At 70.1% G+C, this 17,980-nt stretch carries 15 protein-coding genes; 7 read left to right on the plus strand and 8 right to left on the minus strand.

Features of this window, described 5'->3' with window-relative positions; all coding sequences use genetic code 11:
- Nucleotides 1-3: 3 nt before the first annotated feature.
- On the minus strand, nucleotides 4-1,431 hold the full coding sequence (locus ABZ860_RS08625; RefSeq protein WP_357216971.1) for an MDR family MFS transporter: 1,428 nt from the start codon (nucleotides 1,429-1,431) through the stop codon (nucleotides 4-6).
- Between the two features lie 96 nt (nucleotides 1,432-1,527).
- Between ABZ860_RS08625 and ABZ860_RS08630 the strand changes: the two genes are divergently transcribed.
- Entirely contained in the window at nucleotides 1,528-2,127 is a 600-nt protein-coding gene (locus tag ABZ860_RS08630; protein ID WP_357216974.1) for a TetR/AcrR family transcriptional regulator, read from the plus strand.
- Between the two features lie 72 nt (nucleotides 2,128-2,199).
- On the opposite strand, the gene ABZ860_RS08635 is transcribed toward ABZ860_RS08630, so the two are convergent.
- Nucleotides 2,200-3,513, minus strand: a complete 1,314-nt coding sequence (locus ABZ860_RS08635) for a UDP-glucose/GDP-mannose dehydrogenase family protein (RefSeq protein WP_357216977.1) — start codon at nucleotides 3,511-3,513, stop codon at nucleotides 2,200-2,202.
- 226 nt (nucleotides 3,514-3,739) lie between these two features.
- Between ABZ860_RS08635 and ABZ860_RS08640 the strand changes: the two genes are divergently transcribed.
- Nucleotides 3,740-4,903, plus strand: a complete 1,164-nt coding sequence (locus tag ABZ860_RS08640) for an acyl-CoA dehydrogenase family protein (RefSeq protein ID WP_357216980.1) — start codon at nucleotides 3,740-3,742, stop codon at nucleotides 4,901-4,903.
- A 171-nt stretch (nucleotides 4,904-5,074) separates the two neighbouring features.
- Here ABZ860_RS08640 and ABZ860_RS08645 read toward each other — a convergent pair whose 3' ends face one another.
- On the minus strand, nucleotides 5,075-5,527 hold the full coding sequence (locus tag ABZ860_RS08645; RefSeq protein WP_357216983.1) for a hypothetical protein: 453 nt from the start codon (nucleotides 5,525-5,527) through the stop codon (nucleotides 5,075-5,077).
- A gap of 25 nt (nucleotides 5,528-5,552) precedes the next feature.
- Between ABZ860_RS08645 and ABZ860_RS08650 the strand changes: the two genes are divergently transcribed.
- Entirely contained in the window at nucleotides 5,553-7,145 is a 1,593-nt protein-coding gene (locus ABZ860_RS08650; protein ID WP_357216985.1) for a glycoside hydrolase family 44 protein, read from the plus strand.
- A 157-nt stretch (nucleotides 7,146-7,302) separates the two neighbouring features.
- Here ABZ860_RS08650 and ABZ860_RS08655 read toward each other — a convergent pair whose 3' ends face one another.
- Nucleotides 7,303-7,446, minus strand: coding sequence for a hypothetical protein (locus ABZ860_RS08655; RefSeq protein WP_357216988.1), 144 nt, complete (start codon nucleotides 7,444-7,446; stop codon nucleotides 7,303-7,305).
- A 370-nt stretch (nucleotides 7,447-7,816) separates the two neighbouring features.
- On the opposite strand from ABZ860_RS08655, the gene ABZ860_RS08660 reads away from it, so the two are divergent.
- Nucleotides 7,817-10,138 (plus strand): WD40 repeat domain-containing protein, encoded by a 2,322-nt coding sequence (locus ABZ860_RS08660; protein WP_357216991.1) that lies wholly within the window; start codon nucleotides 7,817-7,819, stop codon nucleotides 10,136-10,138.
- Nucleotides 10,139-10,377: 239 nt separating this feature from the next.
- Here ABZ860_RS08660 and ABZ860_RS08665 read toward each other — a convergent pair whose 3' ends face one another.
- From ABZ860_RS08665 to ABZ860_RS08675, 3 genes are read right to left on the minus strand one after another with little or no spacing between them, the layout of a single operon-like run.
- Nucleotides 10,378-11,397 carry a methyltransferase gene (locus tag ABZ860_RS08665; protein WP_357216994.1) on the minus strand — a complete coding sequence of 340 codons (1,020 nt, stop codon included), beginning with the start codon at nucleotides 11,395-11,397 and terminating at the stop codon, nucleotides 10,378-10,380.
- A 19-nt stretch (nucleotides 11,398-11,416) separates the two neighbouring features.
- The gene (locus ABZ860_RS08670; protein WP_357216996.1) at nucleotides 11,417-12,358 is read right to left on the minus strand and encodes an NADP-dependent oxidoreductase; all 942 of its coding nucleotides are present in this window, start codon (nucleotides 12,356-12,358) and stop codon (nucleotides 11,417-11,419) included.
- 52 nt (nucleotides 12,359-12,410) lie between these two features.
- Complete coding sequence (locus ABZ860_RS08675) at nucleotides 12,411-13,049, minus strand: HD domain-containing protein (protein WP_357216999.1); 639 nt, start codon at nucleotides 13,047-13,049, stop codon at nucleotides 12,411-12,413.
- Between the two features lie 341 nt (nucleotides 13,050-13,390).
- Here ABZ860_RS08675 and ABZ860_RS08680 point away from each other — a divergent pair, with 341 nt between their 5' ends.
- Both ABZ860_RS08680 and ABZ860_RS08685 read left to right on the plus strand, forming a co-directional pair.
- A complete protein-coding gene (locus ABZ860_RS08680; protein WP_357217001.1) occupies nucleotides 13,391-14,368 on the plus strand; it encodes a GlxA family transcriptional regulator in 978 nt (325 codons plus the stop codon).
- Between the two features lie 79 nt (nucleotides 14,369-14,447).
- Nucleotides 14,448-15,545, plus strand: a complete 1,098-nt coding sequence (locus ABZ860_RS08685; RefSeq protein WP_357217003.1) for an FUSC family protein — start codon at nucleotides 14,448-14,450, stop codon at nucleotides 15,543-15,545.
- A gap of 151 nt (nucleotides 15,546-15,696) precedes the next feature.
- Here the strand turns inward: ABZ860_RS08685 and ABZ860_RS08690 are convergent, their stop codons facing one another.
- Nucleotides 15,697-17,052 (minus strand): hypothetical protein, encoded by a 1,356-nt coding sequence (locus ABZ860_RS08690; RefSeq protein WP_357217004.1) that lies wholly within the window; start codon nucleotides 17,050-17,052, stop codon nucleotides 15,697-15,699.
- 279 nt (nucleotides 17,053-17,331) lie between these two features.
- Here ABZ860_RS08690 and ABZ860_RS08695 point away from each other — a divergent pair, with 279 nt between their 5' ends.
- Nucleotides 17,332-17,826, plus strand: coding sequence for a hypothetical protein (locus tag ABZ860_RS08695; protein ID WP_357217005.1), 495 nt, complete (start codon nucleotides 17,332-17,334; stop codon nucleotides 17,824-17,826).
- Nucleotides 17,827-17,980 lie beyond the last annotated feature (154 nt).

Below are 17,980 nucleotides of genomic sequence, written 5' to 3' on the forward strand. Positions count from 1 at the left end.
CGGTCAGCGGCCCGCCGCGCGGCGGGTGAGCCGGGAGGGCAGCCACGCCGACACGGCCAGCGCGAGCACGGTGAAGCCGGCGGACCACCAGAACGTGTGGCCGAAGGCCGCCGCGGCGTCCGACGGCCCGCCGGGATGACGGGCGAGTTCGCTGTCGAGGACCGCGGCCAGCACGGCGGTGCCGAACGAGCCGCCGATCTGCTGCAGGGTCCTCGTGATCACGCTGGCGTGCGGCACCTGGTCACGGGCGAGCCCCTCGTACGCGCTGGTCATGATGGGAATGGTCACGGCGCCGAGGCCGACGCCGCGCACGACCAGCGCGGCGACGAGCCACCACGTCTCGGTCTGCGGTCCGGCCCAGGCGAACGGCAGCGTTCCCAGTGCCGTGACCGCCAGGCCCACGGCGGTGACCGGGCGCGCGCCCAGGCGGTCGGTGAGCGTGCCGGCCGGTCCCCTGCTCAGCAGCACGCCGATGCCCTGCGGGGCGAGCAGGAGACCGGCCGTGAGCGCGTCGCTGCCGCCTATGCGCTGGAAGTAGAGCGGGATCAGCAGCATCGCGCCGTACAGGACGAAGCCCGACAGGAACATCAACGCGCTCGCCGCGCCGAACGAGGGGTTCCGCAGCAGCCGCACGTCGACGAGCGGGGTGCCCTGCGTCCTCAGCGCTCGTACGGCGAAGCAGGCGACGAGCGCGGCGCCCGCGCCGAGCGGCAGGAGCACCTCGGCGTGGCCGAAGCCGCCGGTGACGCCGACCCGGGAGAGCCCGAAGATGATCGCGGCGATGCCGGGACACAGCAGGGCCAGGCCGATCCAGTCGAGCGCCGCGTCGCGGTCGCGTTCCCCCGCGGGCATGAGGCGCCAGGCTAGCGCGAGCCCGGCCAGGCAGAACGGCACGTTGACCCAGAACATCCAGCGCCAGCCGAGGTGCTGGACGATCAGGCCGCCGGCGACCGGGCCGAGCACCGGGCCCAGCAGGGCGGGCAGCGCGATGACCGCCGTGGCGCGGCCGAGTGAACGCCCGTTCGCGGCCTGGACCAGGAGCGTCTGCATGACGGGCAGCATGAGACCGCCGCCCGCGCCCTGCACCACCCGGCAGGCGATGAGCGTCGGTGCGTCCGGAGCGAGGCTCGCGCCGACGGATCCGGCCAGGAAGAGCGCCAGCGCGGACAGCCAGACGTTCTTGCCGCCGAAACGGCCGGTCAGCCAGTTCGTCGTCGGCACCGCCATGCCGAGGGCGAGCAGGTAGCCCGTGCTGATCCACTGGACGGTCGAGACCGGCACGCGCAGTTGCCGTCCCAAGGTCTCCAGTGCGATGTTGACGATCGTCGTGTCGAAGACGACGGCGAGGGCGCCGGTCAGCATGACGAGCGAGAGCCGGACGAATCCCGGGTCGAGGCGTTCCCGGGCGGCGGACGGCCGCAGTGTGCTCATGCCGGTCTCCGGAGGAAGATTAGATGCATGAGTGTATCTAATCCGCTGGATCCTGTGCCGTCAATAAGATGCGCTCGTGCATCTTGAGGGGGAGTCGTGCCAGAGAAGACCGCAACCCGGCGGCGCGGGGCCGAACTGGAGGAGGCGTTGCTGGACGCCGCCTGGGACGAACTGGTCAGCGTCGGCTATGGCGGCTTCACGTTCGAGGGTGTGGCCGCGCGTGCCCAGACCAGCAGGCCGGTCGTCCACCGCCGTTGGGCCGGCCGGGCGGACATGGCGATAGCCGCGATCGCCCACTACGGCCGGAAGAACCCGTTCACGGTGCCCGACACCGGATCTCTCCGCGGCGACCTCATGGCCCTGCTGCGGTGGATGTCGGAGCGGCGCGGCGAGTTGGCCGTGGTGATGAGCATGCAGATGAGCGAGTACTTCGCGGAGACCGAGTCCACGATGGCCGACCTGCGGGAGCGGCTCCTGGCGGAACGCGGGGGACCGCGCCTGATGGAGCAGGTCCTCGACCGTGCCGCCGCGCGCGGGGAGATCGACCCTCGGCGCCTCACTCCGCGACTGGCGGACCTGCCGACCGACCTGATCCGTCACGAACTCCTGATGACCGGGCGGCCGGTCTCCGAGGAGGTCATCGCCGAGATCGTCGACGACCTCTTCCTGCCCCTCGTCCGCCTCAGGGCGGGGTGACGGCGCTCCTCGGCCGCTCCGGCCGTACCTGGGCGAGCACGGCCGGCGAGGTCGGCGAGGTCGGCGGGGAGATCAGGGACGGCCGAGGGCGCGGTAGTCCCAGCCGGCTTCGCGCCAGGTGTCCGCGTCGAGCGCGTTGCGCCCGTCGACGATCGTGCGGACGGCGACGACCGTTCCCAGCTCCTCGGGGTCGAGGGCGACGAACTCCTGCCACTCGGTGAGCAGCAGCACGACGTCGGCCCCCTGGGCGGCCTCCAGCGCCGACCCGGCGTACCCGAGGTGAGGGTGAGCGGCCCGTGCGTTGGTCAGGGCGACCGGGTCGTAGACCGTGACCTGCCCGCCCTGCTCGGCGATCTTCACGGCCACGTCCAGGGCCGGCGAGTCGCGGATGTCGTCGGAGTTGGGCTTGAACGCCGCTCCCAGCACCGCGACCCTGCGGCCGTCGAACGCCCCGCCCAGGATGTCGCGGGTGAGGTCCACCGTCCGGACGCGACGGCGCATGTTGATCTCGTCGACCTCGCGGAGGAAGGCGAGCGCCTGGGATGCGCCGAGCTCGTCGGCCCTGGCCGTGAACGCCCTGATGTCCTTCGGCAGGCAGCCGCCGCCGAAGCCGAGACCGGGGTTGAGATACCTGCCGCCGATCCGCTCGTCGTACGACAGCGCCTGCGACAGCTGGGTGACGTCGCCGCCGGCGGCCTCGCAGACCTCGGCCATGGCGTTGATGAACGAGATCTTCGTGGCGAGAAAAGCGTTGGCGGCCGACTTCACCAGCTCTGCCGTGGGGAAGTCGGTCACCACGATCGGGACCTCGCCCAGGGGCGCGTAGACGTCCCGCAGCACCTTCTCGGCCCGCTCGGAGGCGACCCCGAGCACGATCCGGTCGGGACGGAGCGTGTCCTGCACGGCGAAGCCCTCACGCAGGAACTCCGGGTTCCAGGCCAGCTCGACCTGCATCCCGGCGGGCGAGAGCCGTACGAGCTTGTCCGCGAGGCGCTCGGCGGTGCCGACCGGCACCGTGGACTTGCCCACGACCAGGCACTCGCGGTCGAGGTGGGGAGCCAGCGAGTCGACGACCGCGTCGAGATAGGAGACGTCGGCGGCCTGCTCGCCCTTCTTCTGGGGCGTGCCCACACAGATGAAGTGGACGTCGCCGAACTTCGCCACCTCCTCATAGGAGGTGGTGAAGCGCAGCCTGCCCGAGTCGAGGTTGCGGCGGAGGAGCTCCTGCAGTCCGGGCTCGTGAATCGGCAGCTCGCCGCGCTGCAGTCGTTCGATCTTGCTCTGGTCCACGTCCAGACCGAGCACTTCGAAGCCCAGTTCGGCCATGCACGCCGCGTGCGTAGCACCCAGGTATCCGGTCCCCAGCACAGTGAGGCGGTACGGCACGGCATGCTCCCCTCTTACCGACTCTTTGTGATCTGGCATGGTACCGGCCCAGTCAACTGCCCTGTGAGCCACCTGGGCAAACCGGCGCCTTGGCCCCCACGGTACGGCTCCGGACGTGCCCGGTCGACGCCCGGCCGGTACTTCCCCGTCCCTGTCAGGGCGTTCTGTCAGGGAGGGGGTCGTACTGACTGGTAACTTTCTAGTCGGACGTCCTAGTATCGGCGTTATGAGCTTCCCTCTCTACGCCCCCGCTGAGGAGCACGAGATGCTCCGTGAGACGGTCCGGGCCCTCGCTGACGAGAAGATCGCCCCGCGTGCCGCGGCGGCCGACGAGAACGAGGAGTTCCCCTGGGAGGTCTACAAGGACCTCGTCGCGGCCGACCTGCACGCCGTCCACATCCCCGAGGCGTACGGCGGGGCGGGCGCCGACGCGCTCGCGACCGTGATCGTGATCGAGGAGGTCGCCCGCGCATGCGCCTCGTCCTCGCTGATCCCGGCCGTCAACAAGCTGGGCACCGTGCCGCTGCTGCTGTCGGCGTCGGAGGAGCTCAAGCAGCGCTACCTGACGCCGGTCGCGCGCGGTGAGGCGATGTTCTCCTACGCCCTGTCGGAGCCGGAGGCGGGCTCCGACGCCGCCGCGATGAAGACCAGGGCCGAGCGCGACGGCGACCACTACGTGCTCAACGGCACCAAGATGTGGATCACCAACGCGGGGGTGTCGGAGTACTACACGGTCATGGCCGTGACCGACCCGTCGGCCGGCGCCCGCGGGATCTCGGCGTTCGTGGTGGAGAAGGACGACGAGGGCGTCTCGTTCGGGCCCAAGGAGAAGAAGCTCGGCATCAAGGGCTCGCCCACCCGCCAGGTCATCCTGGAGAATGTCCGCATCCCGGCCTCGCGGATGATCGGCGAGCCGGGCACCGGGTTCAAGACCGCTCTGGCCACGCTCGACCACACCCGCATCACGATCGCCGCCCAGGCGCTCGGCATCGCCCAGGGCGCGCTCGACTACGCGCTCGGATACGTCAAGGAGCGCAAGCAGTTCGGCAAGCCGATCGCCGACTTCCAGGGCCTGCAGTTCATGATCGCCGACATGGCGATGAAGCTGGAGGCCGCCCGCCAGCTCACCTACGCCGCCGCCGCGAAGTCGGAGCTGGCCATGCACGGCACCCCGGTCAAGGACCTCACGTTCTTCTCCAGCGCCGCCAAGTGCGCCGCCTCCGACGCCGCCATGGAGATCACCACCGACGCCGTCCAGTTGCTGGGCGGGTACGGCTACACGCGCGAGTTCCCGGTCGAGCGGATGATGCGCGACGCCAAGATCACCCAGATCTACGAGGGCACCAACCAGATCCAGCGCATGGTCATGGCCCGTCAGCTCCTCAAGTAGCCCCTGACATGCAGAAACTCCGCCTTCCGTACATGGAGGGCGGGGTTCACTGTGTCCGGGCGGGGGTGGCATGTGGGGGCGCAGCGTTGATGCGGTGGAACGTAGGTGACCGACTACGGCGTTCTCGTGCAGCGGCTTGCGCTCTTCGATCTGGACACCACCCTCATAGACCTAGACCAGGCGTTCCGGGTGTGGATTGAGGAGTTTGCCGACGAGCGCCGTCTGGAGGTCGGGGCGGTCGGCTGGCTGATCGGTCTTGGCCGGGATGGTTGTCCGCACCGAGAGATGTTCTTCAGCAAGGTCCGCGAGCGCTTCGCTCTGCCTGCCCCCGTCGAGGAGTTGTGGAGTCGCCACCGGCCGAATTCGTGGGCCGTGTGCAACTTTCAGGATGTCCTCTTGAACCGCGGCCGGGTCGTTACGGGGCGGCCGAGGCTTGACCAGGAGACGCACCAAGTCAGGGGCCCAAGATTTCTTGGTACCGCCTGGCCGCCCGTCTCCGCGCGACTGCAGCGCCTTGACTCGGGTGAAGCGTCCGGTCAGGCTCCTCGGTTGTTGACCGATGGGCTGATTGACGGGAGCGTCGATGATGGGTGTACGACGGCGGCGGAAGCTGCGATCGGCCACGACGCTCGGCGTAGCGGTGTCCTTCGTGGCGGGGACGTTGACCGCCCAGTCGGCCCTGGACCCGGCTGCGGCGGCAGCGGGTCCTACGTTGTCGGTGGACCTGTCCGCCGCCCGGCACGCGATCAGTCCGGACATCTACGGCATGAACGGCGCCGACCCGGCGTTCGCCGCCGAGATCGGCCTGCCGGTGGCGCGCTGGGGCGGCAACGCGAGCACGCGTTACAACTTCAAGAACCACACGTACAACACGGGAAGCGACTGGTACTTCGAGAACATCGTCGCCGGGCCCGACAACACGGTCGAGGCGTTCGTCAAGACCAACCAGGACCGCGGCAGCAAACAGGTCGTCACCGTGCCGATGAGCGGGTGGGTGGCCAAGGACTCGCCCGCCCAGCACCCGTTCGCCTGCGGATTCCCTGCCAGCCGGTTCCCCGCTCAAGACGGATTCGACCAGTGGGACGCCGGCTGCGGCAACGGCAGGCTCAACAACGCGAACCTCACCGGGGCGGTGCCCGAGGACACCTCGATCCCGGTGGACGCCTCGTTCGACGGCGAGATGGTGTCGCATCTCGTGAGCCGGTTCGGTACGGCGGCGCGCGGCGGCGTGTCGATCTACGAGCTCGACAACGAGCCGGTGTTGTGGAACTCCACGCATCGCGACGTGCACCCCGAGGCGGTCTCGTACGACGAACTGGGCAGCAAGAGCACCGCGACCGCCGCGGCCATCAAGGCCGCCGACCCGAGCGCGGCGGTGCTCGGCCCGTCCGGCTGGGGATACTGCGAGTGGGTCGCGTCCGGGGTCGACGGATGTGCGCCGGGCGCCGACGCGGCCGCGCACGGCGGGCTCAACCTGTCGCAGTGGTTCCTGAAGAACATGAAGGACTACAGCGACGCGCACGGCGGCAAGCGCATGCTCAACTACTTCGACCAGCACTACTACCCGCAGATCAACGGCGGGAAGGACCCCGAGTCCAACGCGTGGCGGCTGCGGTCCACGCGTTCGCTGTGGGACCCGACGTACGTCGAGGAGTCCTGGATCGGCCCCACGGGCGTGAACGCGCCGCCGCTGCAGTTCATCCGCAAGATGAAGGAGTGGGTCGCGCAGTACTACCCCGGCACGAAGACCGCGATCACCGAGTACAACTGGGGCGCGCTGGACGACATCAACGGCGCCCTGGCGCAGGCCGACGTTCTCGGCATCTTCGGGCGCGAGGGTCTCGACCTCGCGACCATCTGGGGCGAACCCCAGCCGACGCAGCCCGGCGCCTACGCGTTCCGGATGTATCGCAACTATGACGGCGCGGGGAGCCGGTTCGGCGACGTGAGCGTGTCGGCGGCCAGCAGCGATCAAGGGCAGCTGGCGGTGTACGGGGCGCAGCGCTCGCGCGACAAGGCGCTGACCCTGATGGTCATCAACAAGACCGGCGGTGAGCTGACCTCACCGTTGTCGATCGCCGGACTGCACGGCAACGCCACGGCCCAGCGGTTCACCTACAGCCCGGCCGATCTCAACTCGATCGTGCGCGGTGACGATCTCAAGGTGCACCAGGGCCGGGTAACAGCGACGTACCCGGCGAATTCGATCACCCTGCTGGTCTTGCCGGGGCATCGGCGTTGATGGTTCCCGGGAGGGAGCGGCCCTGGTCGGCCGACCCCTCCCGGCCTAGACAATCACTCTGCACGTCAGTGACTACTTGAGGACAGAAGGCTCTGCCAGGTGGCCGGGCCGCCCCCGCCCGCCGGTGTGGAAGGGGCGGCACCGGCTGGTGCCGGTGTCAGCGGCGCAGCAGGAGGCGCAGCACCCGCAGCGCCCGGGCCCGGCGGCCGGAGTCAGCGGAGAACACATAGACCACCGTGAGGATGGCGAGGAGCAGGGCGCCGATGGTGCCGACGGCGGTCAGCTGAGACAGGATCGTCATGGGGTGCGTCCCTTCGCGCAGGTGGAGTGCGCCCCGCGGTGTGGCGCGGTGCCGGCGACGGTTGCGACGGGCCGGTACGCGTCACCCTGTTCACCTGCACAGACGGCGGGTTCCGGGGCGGCGCCGACGGGGAATCGGCGGCGTGACTCCAGGTTGGGGGACGCTGAAGGCCGGTTGACGATCTCGCTCGATCTTTGACGAGACGGGATGAAGTCGTACAGCATCTGACGGCTGCTGACACCACTGAGCTGCAGCGCTGACGATTCCTGATGCCCTCTACCCCACCGGTGAGAGGGTAGGGCGGGTGCGAGGATCAGTTCACCCGAAACGGCTTTACGTTTTCTGACGGTCTGGGATGCTCGATCCCACCATGACCGGCACCTCATCGCCCGACCCCGGCCAGGGCGCCCTGGCCGCCCTCCGCGACCGGTTGCAGGAGCTGTACCGGCACCGTGGCAAGCCCAGCTACCGAGAGCTGGCCCGACGTGCCGACAACGCGGTCAGTCACACCACCGCGCACACGGTGATCCGCTGCCAGAAGCTGCCGCGCTGGGGCCAGCTGGAGGTCATCGTCGAGGCACTCACTGGGGACGACAGCCGTCTTGAGGAGTTCCGTGCCCTGTGGCTGACAGCCGACGAGGAAGCCAGCCACAAGGCACCAGCCACGCTGCCCTCCGCAGAGTCGCTGGAGCTGTATCAGGCGGCGGGCCCTCTCCTCACCGGCACCGATATGGTCCGGGCGGTGGCCTTCCACCCCGATGGGCACCTGCTCGCCACCGCTGGCAGGGACGGCACGGTGCGGCTGTGGGATGTGGCTACGCGCAGGCTCGTGGGCGACCCCCTCACCGGCCACAGCGATTGGGTCCGGGCAGTGGCCTTCCACCCGGATGGGCACCTGCTCGCCACCGCTGGCAGGGACGGCACGGTGCGGCTGTGGGATGTGGTCACGCGCAGGTTCGTGGGCGACCCCCTCACCGGCCACGCCGGCCCCGCCGACGCGTTGGCCTTCCACCCCGATGGGCAGCTGCTCGCCAGCGCCAGCTATGACATGACCGCGCGGCTGTGGGATGTGACCACCCATCAGCCTGTCGGCGACCCCCTCACCGGCCACACCGAACCCGTTCATGCGGTGGCCTTCCACCCTGACGGGCACCTGCTCGCCACCGCCGGCAGGGACGGCATGGTGCGGTTGTGGGATGTGGCTACGCGCAGGCTCGTGGGCGACCCCCTCACCGGCCACAGCGATTGGGTCCGGGCGGTGGCCTTCCACCCTGACGGGCACCTGCTCGCCACCGGCGACGGTTACGGGACCGTGCGGCTGTGGGATGTGGCCACCCGTCAGCTCGCCGGCGACCCCTTCGCCGGACATGACGGCATCGTCTGGGCGGTGGCCTTCCACCCCGACGGGCAGCTGCTCGCCACCGCCGGCGACGACCGGACAGCGCGGCTGTGGGACGTGTCCACCCGCCAGCCCGCTGGTGACCCCCTCACCGGCCACACCGAACCCGTCTGGGCGGTGGCCCTCCACCCCGACGGGCACCTGCTCGCCACCGCCAGCAGCGACGAGACTGTGCGGCTGTGGCGAAGCACTCGGGAACCTGAGCCACATCCGTTGCGTCGACGGGTTGACCAGCTACGGACCCGGCTCATAGCCCTACGCGCCGACCGTGACCAGCTAGCGCGCGAAGTCGCCGCCCTAAGGGCGGAGCGCGATGAGCTGGCGCGGCAGGTGGACCACCTCACCGCCACGGCCATGCCCGCATCAGAGAAGATCTCTATCTCTCAGGCGGGAGGCTTGCTCGCCACCACCGGTGAGGACGGGACGGTGCGGCTGTGGGACGTGGCCACCCGCCAGCCCGCCGGTGACCCCCTCACCGGACACGGCAGCAGGGTCTTGGCGGTGGCCTTCCACCCCGACGGGCACCTGCTCGCCACCGGTGATGCCTTCTGGACGGTGCGGCTGTGGGACGCGGCCACCCGCCAGCCCGCCGGCGACCCCCTCAACGGACACGCCGATCGCGTCTTGGCGGTGGCCTTTCACCCGGACGGGCACCTGCTCGCCACCGCCGGCGACGACGGGATGGTGCGGCTGTGGGACGTGGCCACCGGCCAGCCCGCAGGCAGCCCCCTCGCCGGCAACAACGGCGCGATCAACGCGGTGGCTTTCCATCCCGACGGCCACCTGCTCGCCACCGCCGGCGGCGACGGGAGGGTGCGGCTGTGGGACGTGGCCACCGGCCAGCCCGCCGGTGACCCCCTCACCGGGCACAACAGCAGGGTCTTTGCGGTGGCCTTTCACCCGGACGGGCACCTGCTCGCCACCGCCAGCGACGACGGGACGGTGCGGCTGTGGGACGTGACCACCCGCCAGCCCGCAGGCCGCCCCCTCACTGGCAACAACGGCGCCATCACCGCGGTGGCCTTCCACCCCGACGGCCACCTGCTCGCCACCCGCGACGGTGACGGGACGGTGCGGCTGTGGGACGTGGCCACCCGCCAGCCCGCAGGCGACCCCCTCACCGGCCACACCATCGCGGTGGCCTTTCACCCCGACGGGCACCTGCTCGCCACCGCCAGTGACGACGGGACGGTGCGGCTGTGGGACGTGACCACCCGCCGGCCCGCCGGCGACCCCCTCACCGGCCACACCGGCCCCGTCTTGGCAGTGGCCTTCTCTCCGGCGGTCCGCTAACGCTGTCGATCACCCCGTGCAGAAGATCCTCTCCGACGCGAAGCGAAGGCGACGGGGATCAGCGAGTGCCTTCAGCTCGGGCCGGCGGGCGAGGATCCCCTCCAGGTCGTGCCCGACCGCTGAAGGCTTGTGGCGCTGGGGCTCGGCCTGGGCCGCTTCGCGGCGGCCGGCTTCGCGCGGCGGCGCTCGATAGTCCGACTCACGATCACCATTGCGGCCGCGGCAGTACGGGGACGGCGTCAGGCGGCCTCGAGTTCCATGATCCAAAGTGGTGAGCGAGTGAGCCGAGCGGAGACCCGGCGCCATCCTCCGGCCGTGAACAGGGCGTCATACTCGTGCAGGTGCCGTTCCCGGCCTCCGTCGGTGACGGACAGCATGTTCATGTCCGCCACGGCGCCGAAGTCCGGCGTACCGACCTCGCCGAGCACGAGTTCGAAGACGACGGCACGCGCTCCCGGCCGGGCGGCGGCACGGCAGTTGCGTAGAAGGCGAACGCATGCCTCGTCGTCCCAGTCATGCAGGATCCACTTCAGCAGGTACAGGTCCGCTGCGGGCACCTCGTCGAAGAAGTCGCCCTCCACGGCGGTGAAGCGGTCGGAAAGGCCGAGTTCCCCGGCGGCACGGGCTGCCGCCACGGTCACATGCGGCCTGTCCAGGACGATGCCGTGCAGTGCGGGATCGGCCTGCATCAGCCCGAGCACGAGCCGTCCGTCGGCACCGCCCACGTCGACGGCCGTCGAGACACCCGAGAGGTCGAGCACGCTCGCCGCCTCGGCGGCCACGATCTCCGACATGCTCGACCCGCTGGAGGCGAAGGCGTCGCCCTCCTCGGGATGCCGGGAGAAGTAGGTGAACTGGTCCATGCCGAGTGCCCTGTACACCTGCGTTCTGCCCTCGCGCACGGCTTCGGGAAGGTGCGCCCAGCTCACCCAGGTCGAGTAGCCCGCCAGGTGGAGGGTGGTGTCGCGCAGTGAACCCGGGACCCCTTCGCGCAGCAGTTCTCCCATCGGGGTGGTGGCGAACCTGCCCTGCCCTTCGTGGGCGAGCAGCCCGATCGAGGCGCACGCCCGCATCAGGCGGTAGGTCGTGGCCGGGTGGGTGGACGCCCGTTCGGCGACCTCATCGGCGGTACGGGCCCCGCCGGCGACATGGTCGATGATCGATAGGGCCGCCGCCGTCCGGATGATCTGCGCCACCCCGTGGCCGGTGATCATCTGGAACAGCCTGCCGAAGTCGCGCTCCTGCTCAAGGTCCTTCATGGTGCTCCGTACGTCCATCTCATCGCTGCCGGGACGGGCCTGGCTCGTCCGCGACCCGGATGATCGTCTTTCCGGGCGTGCGGCGGTGGCGGGCGAAGGCGGAGGCCGTTTCGGAAAGCGATCGCACGTCGCCGACGATGGGCATGAGCCGTCCGGCCCGCAGGCGCTGGGCGAGGTCGGTCAGCCGGGCGCGATCGGGTTCGACGACGAAGAAGACGGCGCGCCCGCCCTTGGGCTGCACGGTGGGCGGCATGGCGATGCTGACGAGGGTGCCGCCCGGGCGCACCAGCTCGGTGGATCGCTGGAGGATGTCGCCGCCGATCACGTCGAACGCCACGTCCACCTCGCCAACGTGCCGCAAATCGTCGGCGTCCAGGTCGAGGAAGGTCTGCGCGCCGAGGCCGAGCGCGACATCGCGGTCGTCGGCACGGCCGGTGCCGATCACGCGGGCGCCTGTCTCCCGCGCGAGTTGGACGGCGATCGAGCCGACGCCGCCCGCGGCGCCGTGGATGAGGACGGTCTGGCCGGCCGTGAGGTGGGCGTGGTCGAACAGGCCCTGCCATGCGGTCAGTCCGGAGATGGGCAGCGCGGCGGCCTCGGTGTGGTCGATGTCGGCCGCGAGAGGGGCGAGGTTGCGGGCCTCCACCGCGGTGTATTCGGCCAGGGATCCGTCGCGGGCCCAGTCGGTCAGTCCGAACACCCGCTGGCCCACGGTGAGGCCGGTGGTGCCGTAGCCGAGCTCGACCACGACTCCGGACAGCTCGTGCCCGGGGATGCTGGGTGTCCGGTCGCGGCCGGCGCGATCGGACCACGTTGCCGGCCAGTCGAGCTCTCCGGGGGTGAAGCCCGCGGCGTGCACGCGCACGATGACGTCGTTCTCGGCAGCGTGGGGATAAGGCATGTCGGTCAGGGTGAGGCCGCCGACACCCGCGGCACGATCGCGCACGGTGATCGCTCGCATGTCCGAATCCTTTCAATTGCGTTCGTCGGAAAAGAGGGCTCGGCAGCGCCGGTCAACTCGGCCAGGCTGAGCCGAGGACGCGCTCGACCGTCGTCATGCGCCGGAAGCCGGGGAGGAAGTGCTCGAGCACGTCGGAGTTCACGGTCCCGTTCGTGGTTTCCGGGCGGTTTTTGAGCCCGTCGACGTAGGCGCGCAGGAACTCGTTCTTGAAGTCCCCGCGAGGGTGGACGGCGAGGATTTCGCCCAGCTGATCGCGATCCAGTCCGTCCAGGCCGAAGCCGATCACGTCGGTCAAGACGCCGAGGTAGGTGCTCGCGATTTCGGGGGCCATCCGGTCGGGGATGCCCGGTGTCGTGTGCAGCGCGATCGCCGTCCAGACGGTCTCGGCGGCGGCCGCCGAGAAACCCCGGTCCAGGAGGAACTTGCGCGCGTGGTCGGCGCCGTCCACCTCGAAGCGCTGCTCGACGTCGGAAAAGGGAGTCAGGAGACCGGTGTCGTGGAACATGGCCGCCAGGTAGAGCAGCTCCGGGTCCGGCTCCACACCGAGCGTGTGCGCGTGAATCAGGCCGAAGAAGAAGACCCGCCGGGAGTGGTGGAAGATGAGGGGGGTGGTCGTCTCCTGAATGAGCGTGGTCGCTTCGGCGACCGCCGCCGTGTCGGGAATCTCCAACCCCGCGATGACCTCTGACATGACCTCTGACCTTCCGGGAGTTATGTCGGGATATGGGCTGTGTGTCCGACTTCTATGCTCCCCGTCGATCGGCGTGCGGCGCCGCCTGCGTCCGGCCAGGAATCACCTATATCCGGACAGGGCGATATCGCGGCGCGCGATGCCACCCGGGGGGTGGCAGGAGGGCGGCTTCGGCGCCCGCCGCCGGCTGACCGTCCCGCCCAGAGGCTTCCCCGTGATCTCCGGTGACGATGTGCTACCAATGAACGGTGTCCATGCCTCCTTCGTCGCCGGCCCGGGAGCGGTCAGCGCCGGCGGGATCCGGCCGGTCGCCGCGCGGATCCGGCTCCGCTGGAGCCGCAGTGGCGGACGCCGCCCCCCATCGCGTCGCGATCCTCGTCTACGACGGAGTGACGTTGCTGGACGTCGCCGGTCCGGCGGAGGTGTTCAAGGAGGCGAACCGGTTCGGCGCCGACTACCGGATCGTGCTGCTGTCGCCGACCGGTGCGGACGTCACGTCGAGCCTCGGGGTCCGGATCGCGGTGGACGGCGCCGTCTCCGCCGAGTCGGCTTTCGGCACGTTACTGGTGGCCGGGTCGGATCTCTATCCGCGCGCCCGTGTCCCCGGCGAGCTGGCGGACGCCGCACGGATACCGGCGGCGGTGGCCGGCCGGGTCGCGTCGATCTGCACCGGGGCGTTCGTCCTCGCCGCCGCCGGCCTCCTCGACGGCAAGCGCGCGACCACGCACTGGAAGGTCGCGCACGAGCTCGCCGCACGGTGTCCGACGTGCCGGGTCGAGCCCGACGCGATCTACGTTCGTGACGGCACGATGTACACGTCGGCAGGGGTGACGGCCGGCATCGATCTGGCGCTCGCCCTCGTCGAAGAGGACCACGGGCCCGGCCTGGCGCGCGACGTCGCCCGTGCCTTGGTGGTGTACATGCAGCGTGCGGGTGGCCAGTCCCAGTTCTCGGCCCCGCTGCAGGGACCGCCGCCCCGCTCGTCGGCGATCCGCACGATCACCGACGTGGTGACGGCGAACCCCGGCGGGGACCATTCGCTCGGTGAACTCGCGAAACACCTCAACGTGAGCACCCGGCACCTCACCCGGCTCTTCCATGACGAGCTGTCCACGACACCGGCCCGCTACGTGGAGAACATCCGGTTCGACATGGCGAGGGCTCTGCTCGACCAAGGACACACCGCGACGCAGGCCGCGACCCTCGCCGGGTTCCCCAGTTACGAGAGCATGCGACGGGTCTTCGCCAGGAAGCTGTCGATCAGCCCCGCCGCCTACCAGCGCCGGTTCGGCACGGCCCGCCGTGCCAACGTGGGTTAGCTTCGCCAAAATCGTTCGAATCAGAAGAATCCGGGGCAAATGTGATCCCAATGTCATAAAGATCCGCGATCGTGGAGGAGTGCGAACGTGGCTCGGTGATCAGGTGCGGAAACGGCTGGGCACGTTCGGCCTGATCGTGCCCTCTATCGCGCAGTGTGCCGTGGGCGCGGCGCTGGCCTGGATCGTCGCGGTTCATCTGCTCGGCCACGCCCATCCTCTCTTCGCACCCATCTCTGTGATGATCTGCGTGGGTCTGGGGCTCGGGCAGCGGCTGCGCAGGGTGGCCGAGCTGGTGGTCGGCGTGGGTCTGGGCGTGGGCATCGGCGACCTGCTGGTGTCCTGGATCGGCTCGGGCCCCTGGCAGCTGGCGCTCGTGATCGCCCTGGCGATGACCATCGCGGCGCTGCTGAACAGCGGCGAGCTGTTCGTGTCGCAGGTCGGGTCGTCCGCGGTGCTGGTGACCATGCTGGTGCCGGGCGCCGACGCCGGCGGGCTGGACCGGATGGCCGACGCGCTCACCGGCGGCATCATCGGCCTCGCCGCGGTCGCACTGCTGCCCGCCAGCCCGCTCACCATCGCGGGCAGACATCTGTCCGGCGTGCTCGACGCCTTCTCCACCGTTCTCGAGCAGGCGGCGGAGGCGATCGAGAAGGGCGATATGGACCTGGCGGCCGAGGCGCTGGAGTGCGGTCGCAGGACCCAGACCGCGGTCGAGGATTTCGCGGCGGCGCTGGAGAACAGCAAGGAGATCATCAGGATCTCGCCGCTGCGCTGGCATCACCGGGCGAGACTGGCCAGGTACACGACCGCCGCCCTACCGGTGGACCTGGCGCTGCGCAACGCACGCGTTCTGGTCCGACGCACGCTCGCGGCGATGGGGGAGACGAGCCCGCCACCGGTCGCGCTGGCCGAGTTGCTGCGCGAAGTCTCCGAGGCGGCGCTGCTGCTCCAGCTCGAACTGGGGGCCGGCCGGGAGCCGATGCTGGCCAGGCAGGCGTTGCTCGCCGTCGCCGCGCGGGAGCGGCCCAAGAACCTGGGCTTCTCGGCGAACGTCATCATCGCGCAGCTGCGCTCCATCGCCGTCGATCTGCTCGAGGCGACCGGCATGGATCACGACGAGGCCTCGGCCGCGCTGACCCCGCTGGACGAGCTGAGCGACGAGAGCATGCGCCGCTGAGGCCGAACGCCCTGCTCGCCGTCGCCCTCAAGGCCCCGCGCCGGGCGATCAGAGCCGGCGCACGGTCATGGCGCCAGCTCCTCAGCAGCTCGAAGGGTGCGGTGCCGCCGCCTCGGCATGTCTTGATGACCGGTTCCGCCGACGGCGGCGGTCAGTTCGGGCAGGCGTCGCGGCAGCCGCCGAAGCGCTCGGCGTCCGGCCGGACGAAGCGGGCCTCCTGCGTTCCGTGCAGCGCCTCGGTCATCGCCTTCTTCCAGATCAGGCCGGGCACCGACGTGCCGTCGACGTGGGAATAGCGGCGGCCGCCGATGGTGACGTCCACCATCGGGTGCCGCACCGGGTCACGGAAGTCGCCGAGGCTGACGGCCGAGGCCAGACCGGGGGTGTAACCGGCGAACCAGGCGGTGCGGTAGATGTCGCCCTCGCCGGGCATGCCCGCCGCCTCGCGGCCGACGCCCTTGAGTGAGCTCTTCGCCAGGGCGTCCGTCAGCACTCCGGTGACCGCGTCGGCGACCGCCGGGTCCAGGACCTGCACGCAGTGCGCGGGGAAGGGGCGTCCGGCGCCTGAGCCGTCGCGGATCTCCGTGATCACCCTCGGCTCGCAGAAGCGTCCGCGGGCGGCGAGGCTCGCGTACGAGTTGGCCACCGAGACGGGGTCGGCCTCGTTGGGCCCCAGTGCGAACGTCTCTGTCTCCTGGAGCGGCTTCCCATTCGCACTCCTGAGCCCGAGCCGCTGGGCCATCCTGACGGTCTCGCACAGGCCGACCTTCTCCTGCAATTGCAAGTAGAAGGTGTTCACCGCGCCCTGGGTGCCCGACCGCAGGGTGACGAACCGGGTCCCGCCCTTCTCCCGGTTGTGCAGGGTGACACGCACATCGCCGACGGCCCGGCCCGCGCAGTCCTTGAACGCCGTGTAGCGCTGGGCACGGTACTCGTCGGAGACGACGTAGCCGTCGTCGTACCGGAAACCGGCGGCGAGCGCGGCGGCCAGGGCGTAGGGCATCGCCGTCGTGCCCTGATGGAGGCCCGGTGCGCCGGCAGGGTCACGGCTGGTGACCATGGCCTTGACGGCCCCTTCGCCCGGGACGATCATGACCTGCGTGGCGATCTGCCGGTCGTCGCGGTGGACGTAGGCGTCGACGGCCCGCTGCGCCGCCCGCTGGAGTCGCGGGTCGATCGTCGTCTGAATCGTCAGGCCGTCACGGGTGAGCAGTTGCGGGTCCTCGGCGAGAAGCCGCTCTCTGACGTACCGGCAGAGGTAGGGATATCCGCCGGCCGCGCAGTCGCCGGAGAACTCTTGGAGGACGGCGCCCTCGGCATCCAGCAGCACGCTTTTCCGGGCCGCGGGGGAGGCGGAGGCCACAGGGGAGGCGGGGACGGCGGCGGTGGCAACCGAGGCCGCGGGCTCCTCATCCGCGCCGCCGCCCGCCGGGCTCCGCAACAGCAGGAGAACCGCGATCACCGCACCCGCCGCGGCGACGCCCAGGAAAACCAGAAATGCCTTCATCGTCGCCCTTCGGTCGCCCAAGGCCGTGTTTCCGCCATACTCCGATTGCCGCGCCGGCTCGAAACGTCCATCCATGATGCAGTCCCCGCATCACACCGGCAAATTCGCGCGGACACCTCGGTGGCCATTCCTCCGCCGCCTGAAAACTGATTTCGGCGGTGTGCCAATGCCGAGAGACATGCCGTTATTCGGTTTTCAGCCCCGCCGATGCACGATTCAATGGCCATCGGACGCGTTCGCCGCCTCGCGCACACCGCCCTGTCACCGATCGGATGAACCATGACCTTGCTCGTGCACCTCACCCCGGCAAAGAACGTCCGGTCGATCCGGCGGGCGGGAATTCGTACCAGCAGCCTCGGGCGGAACAATGTGGCAGGCGTCTACTGCCTGCCGGTGCTGCCCTCCTACCAGATCACGTATCAGTGGGGCCGGGAGTTGCGGCGCAGTGGTCAGCGCACTCTTGTGGCCGTTCACTTCCGCATTCCGGATGACGAGCCGGTGTGGGTGGGCCACTACAACGCCCCGCCGGTCCGACTCGGCAGCGCCGCGGCCGCCGCCCTGATCGCGGCGGAGCAGGACGCCCGCGGATACGAACTGCTGGTTCCGCGCCCGATCCAGGCCGGCGAGATCCACCGCGTCAGGGGCGTGAACCAGGTGACCGGGTGGCGTTACCTGCCGAACGCCCACGGCAGGCCGCCCTGTGGATGCCCGGTCTGCAACCCCCGGGGAGCGTACGGCGCGGCCAAGATCCGTAAGGCGTACCTGGATGAATGAGCCCAGGACCTTCCGACGAAAAGCTCACCACATGCGCGAGTAGCGGGAATCGCCAGGCGGGCGGGGCGTCCGTCCTCGATACACCGCGGCGTGTAGCCGTCGTATATCCGGCGTCCCTTGGCGGTTCCTAGCGTGGTGGGCGACCCGCCCGCCC

It is taken from the genome of Microbispora sp. NPDC046973, assembly GCF_040644495.1.
Lineage (GTDB): Bacteria > Actinomycetota > Actinomycetes > Streptosporangiales > Streptosporangiaceae > Microbispora.

What these genes read in the sequence shown, in the direction of transcription:
- ABZ860_RS08625 (WP_357216971.1), bottom strand. Translation starts at nt 1,431, where the DNA reads ATGAGCACACTGCGGCCGTCCGCCGCCCGGGAACGCCTCGACCCGGGA.
- ABZ860_RS08640 (WP_357216980.1), top strand. Translation starts at nt 3,740, where the DNA reads ATGAGCTTCCCTCTCTACGCCCCCGCTGAGGAGCACGAGATGCTCCGT.
- ABZ860_RS08655 (WP_357216988.1), bottom strand. Translation starts at nt 7,446, where the DNA reads ATGACGATCCTGTCTCAGCTGACCGCCGTCGGCACCATCGGCGCCCTG.
- ABZ860_RS08660 (WP_357216991.1), top strand. Translation starts at nt 7,817, where the DNA reads ATGACCGGCACCTCATCGCCCGACCCCGGCCAGGGCGCCCTGGCCGCC.
- ABZ860_RS08665 (WP_357216994.1), bottom strand. Translation starts at nt 11,397, where the DNA reads ATGAAGGACCTTGAGCAGGAGCGCGACTTCGGCAGGCTGTTCCAGATG.
- ABZ860_RS08670 (WP_357216996.1), bottom strand. Translation starts at nt 12,358, where the DNA reads ATGCGAGCGATCACCGTGCGCGATCGTGCCGCGGGTGTCGGCGGCCTC.
- ABZ860_RS08675 (WP_357216999.1), bottom strand. Translation starts at nt 13,049, where the DNA reads ATGTCAGAGGTCATCGCGGGGTTGGAGATTCCCGACACGGCGGCGGTC.
- ABZ860_RS08690 (WP_357217004.1), bottom strand. Translation starts at nt 17,052, where the DNA reads ATGAAGGCATTTCTGGTTTTCCTGGGCGTCGCCGCGGCGGGTGCGGTG.
- ABZ860_RS08695 (WP_357217005.1), top strand. Translation starts at nt 17,332, where the DNA reads ATGACCTTGCTCGTGCACCTCACCCCGGCAAAGAACGTCCGGTCGATC.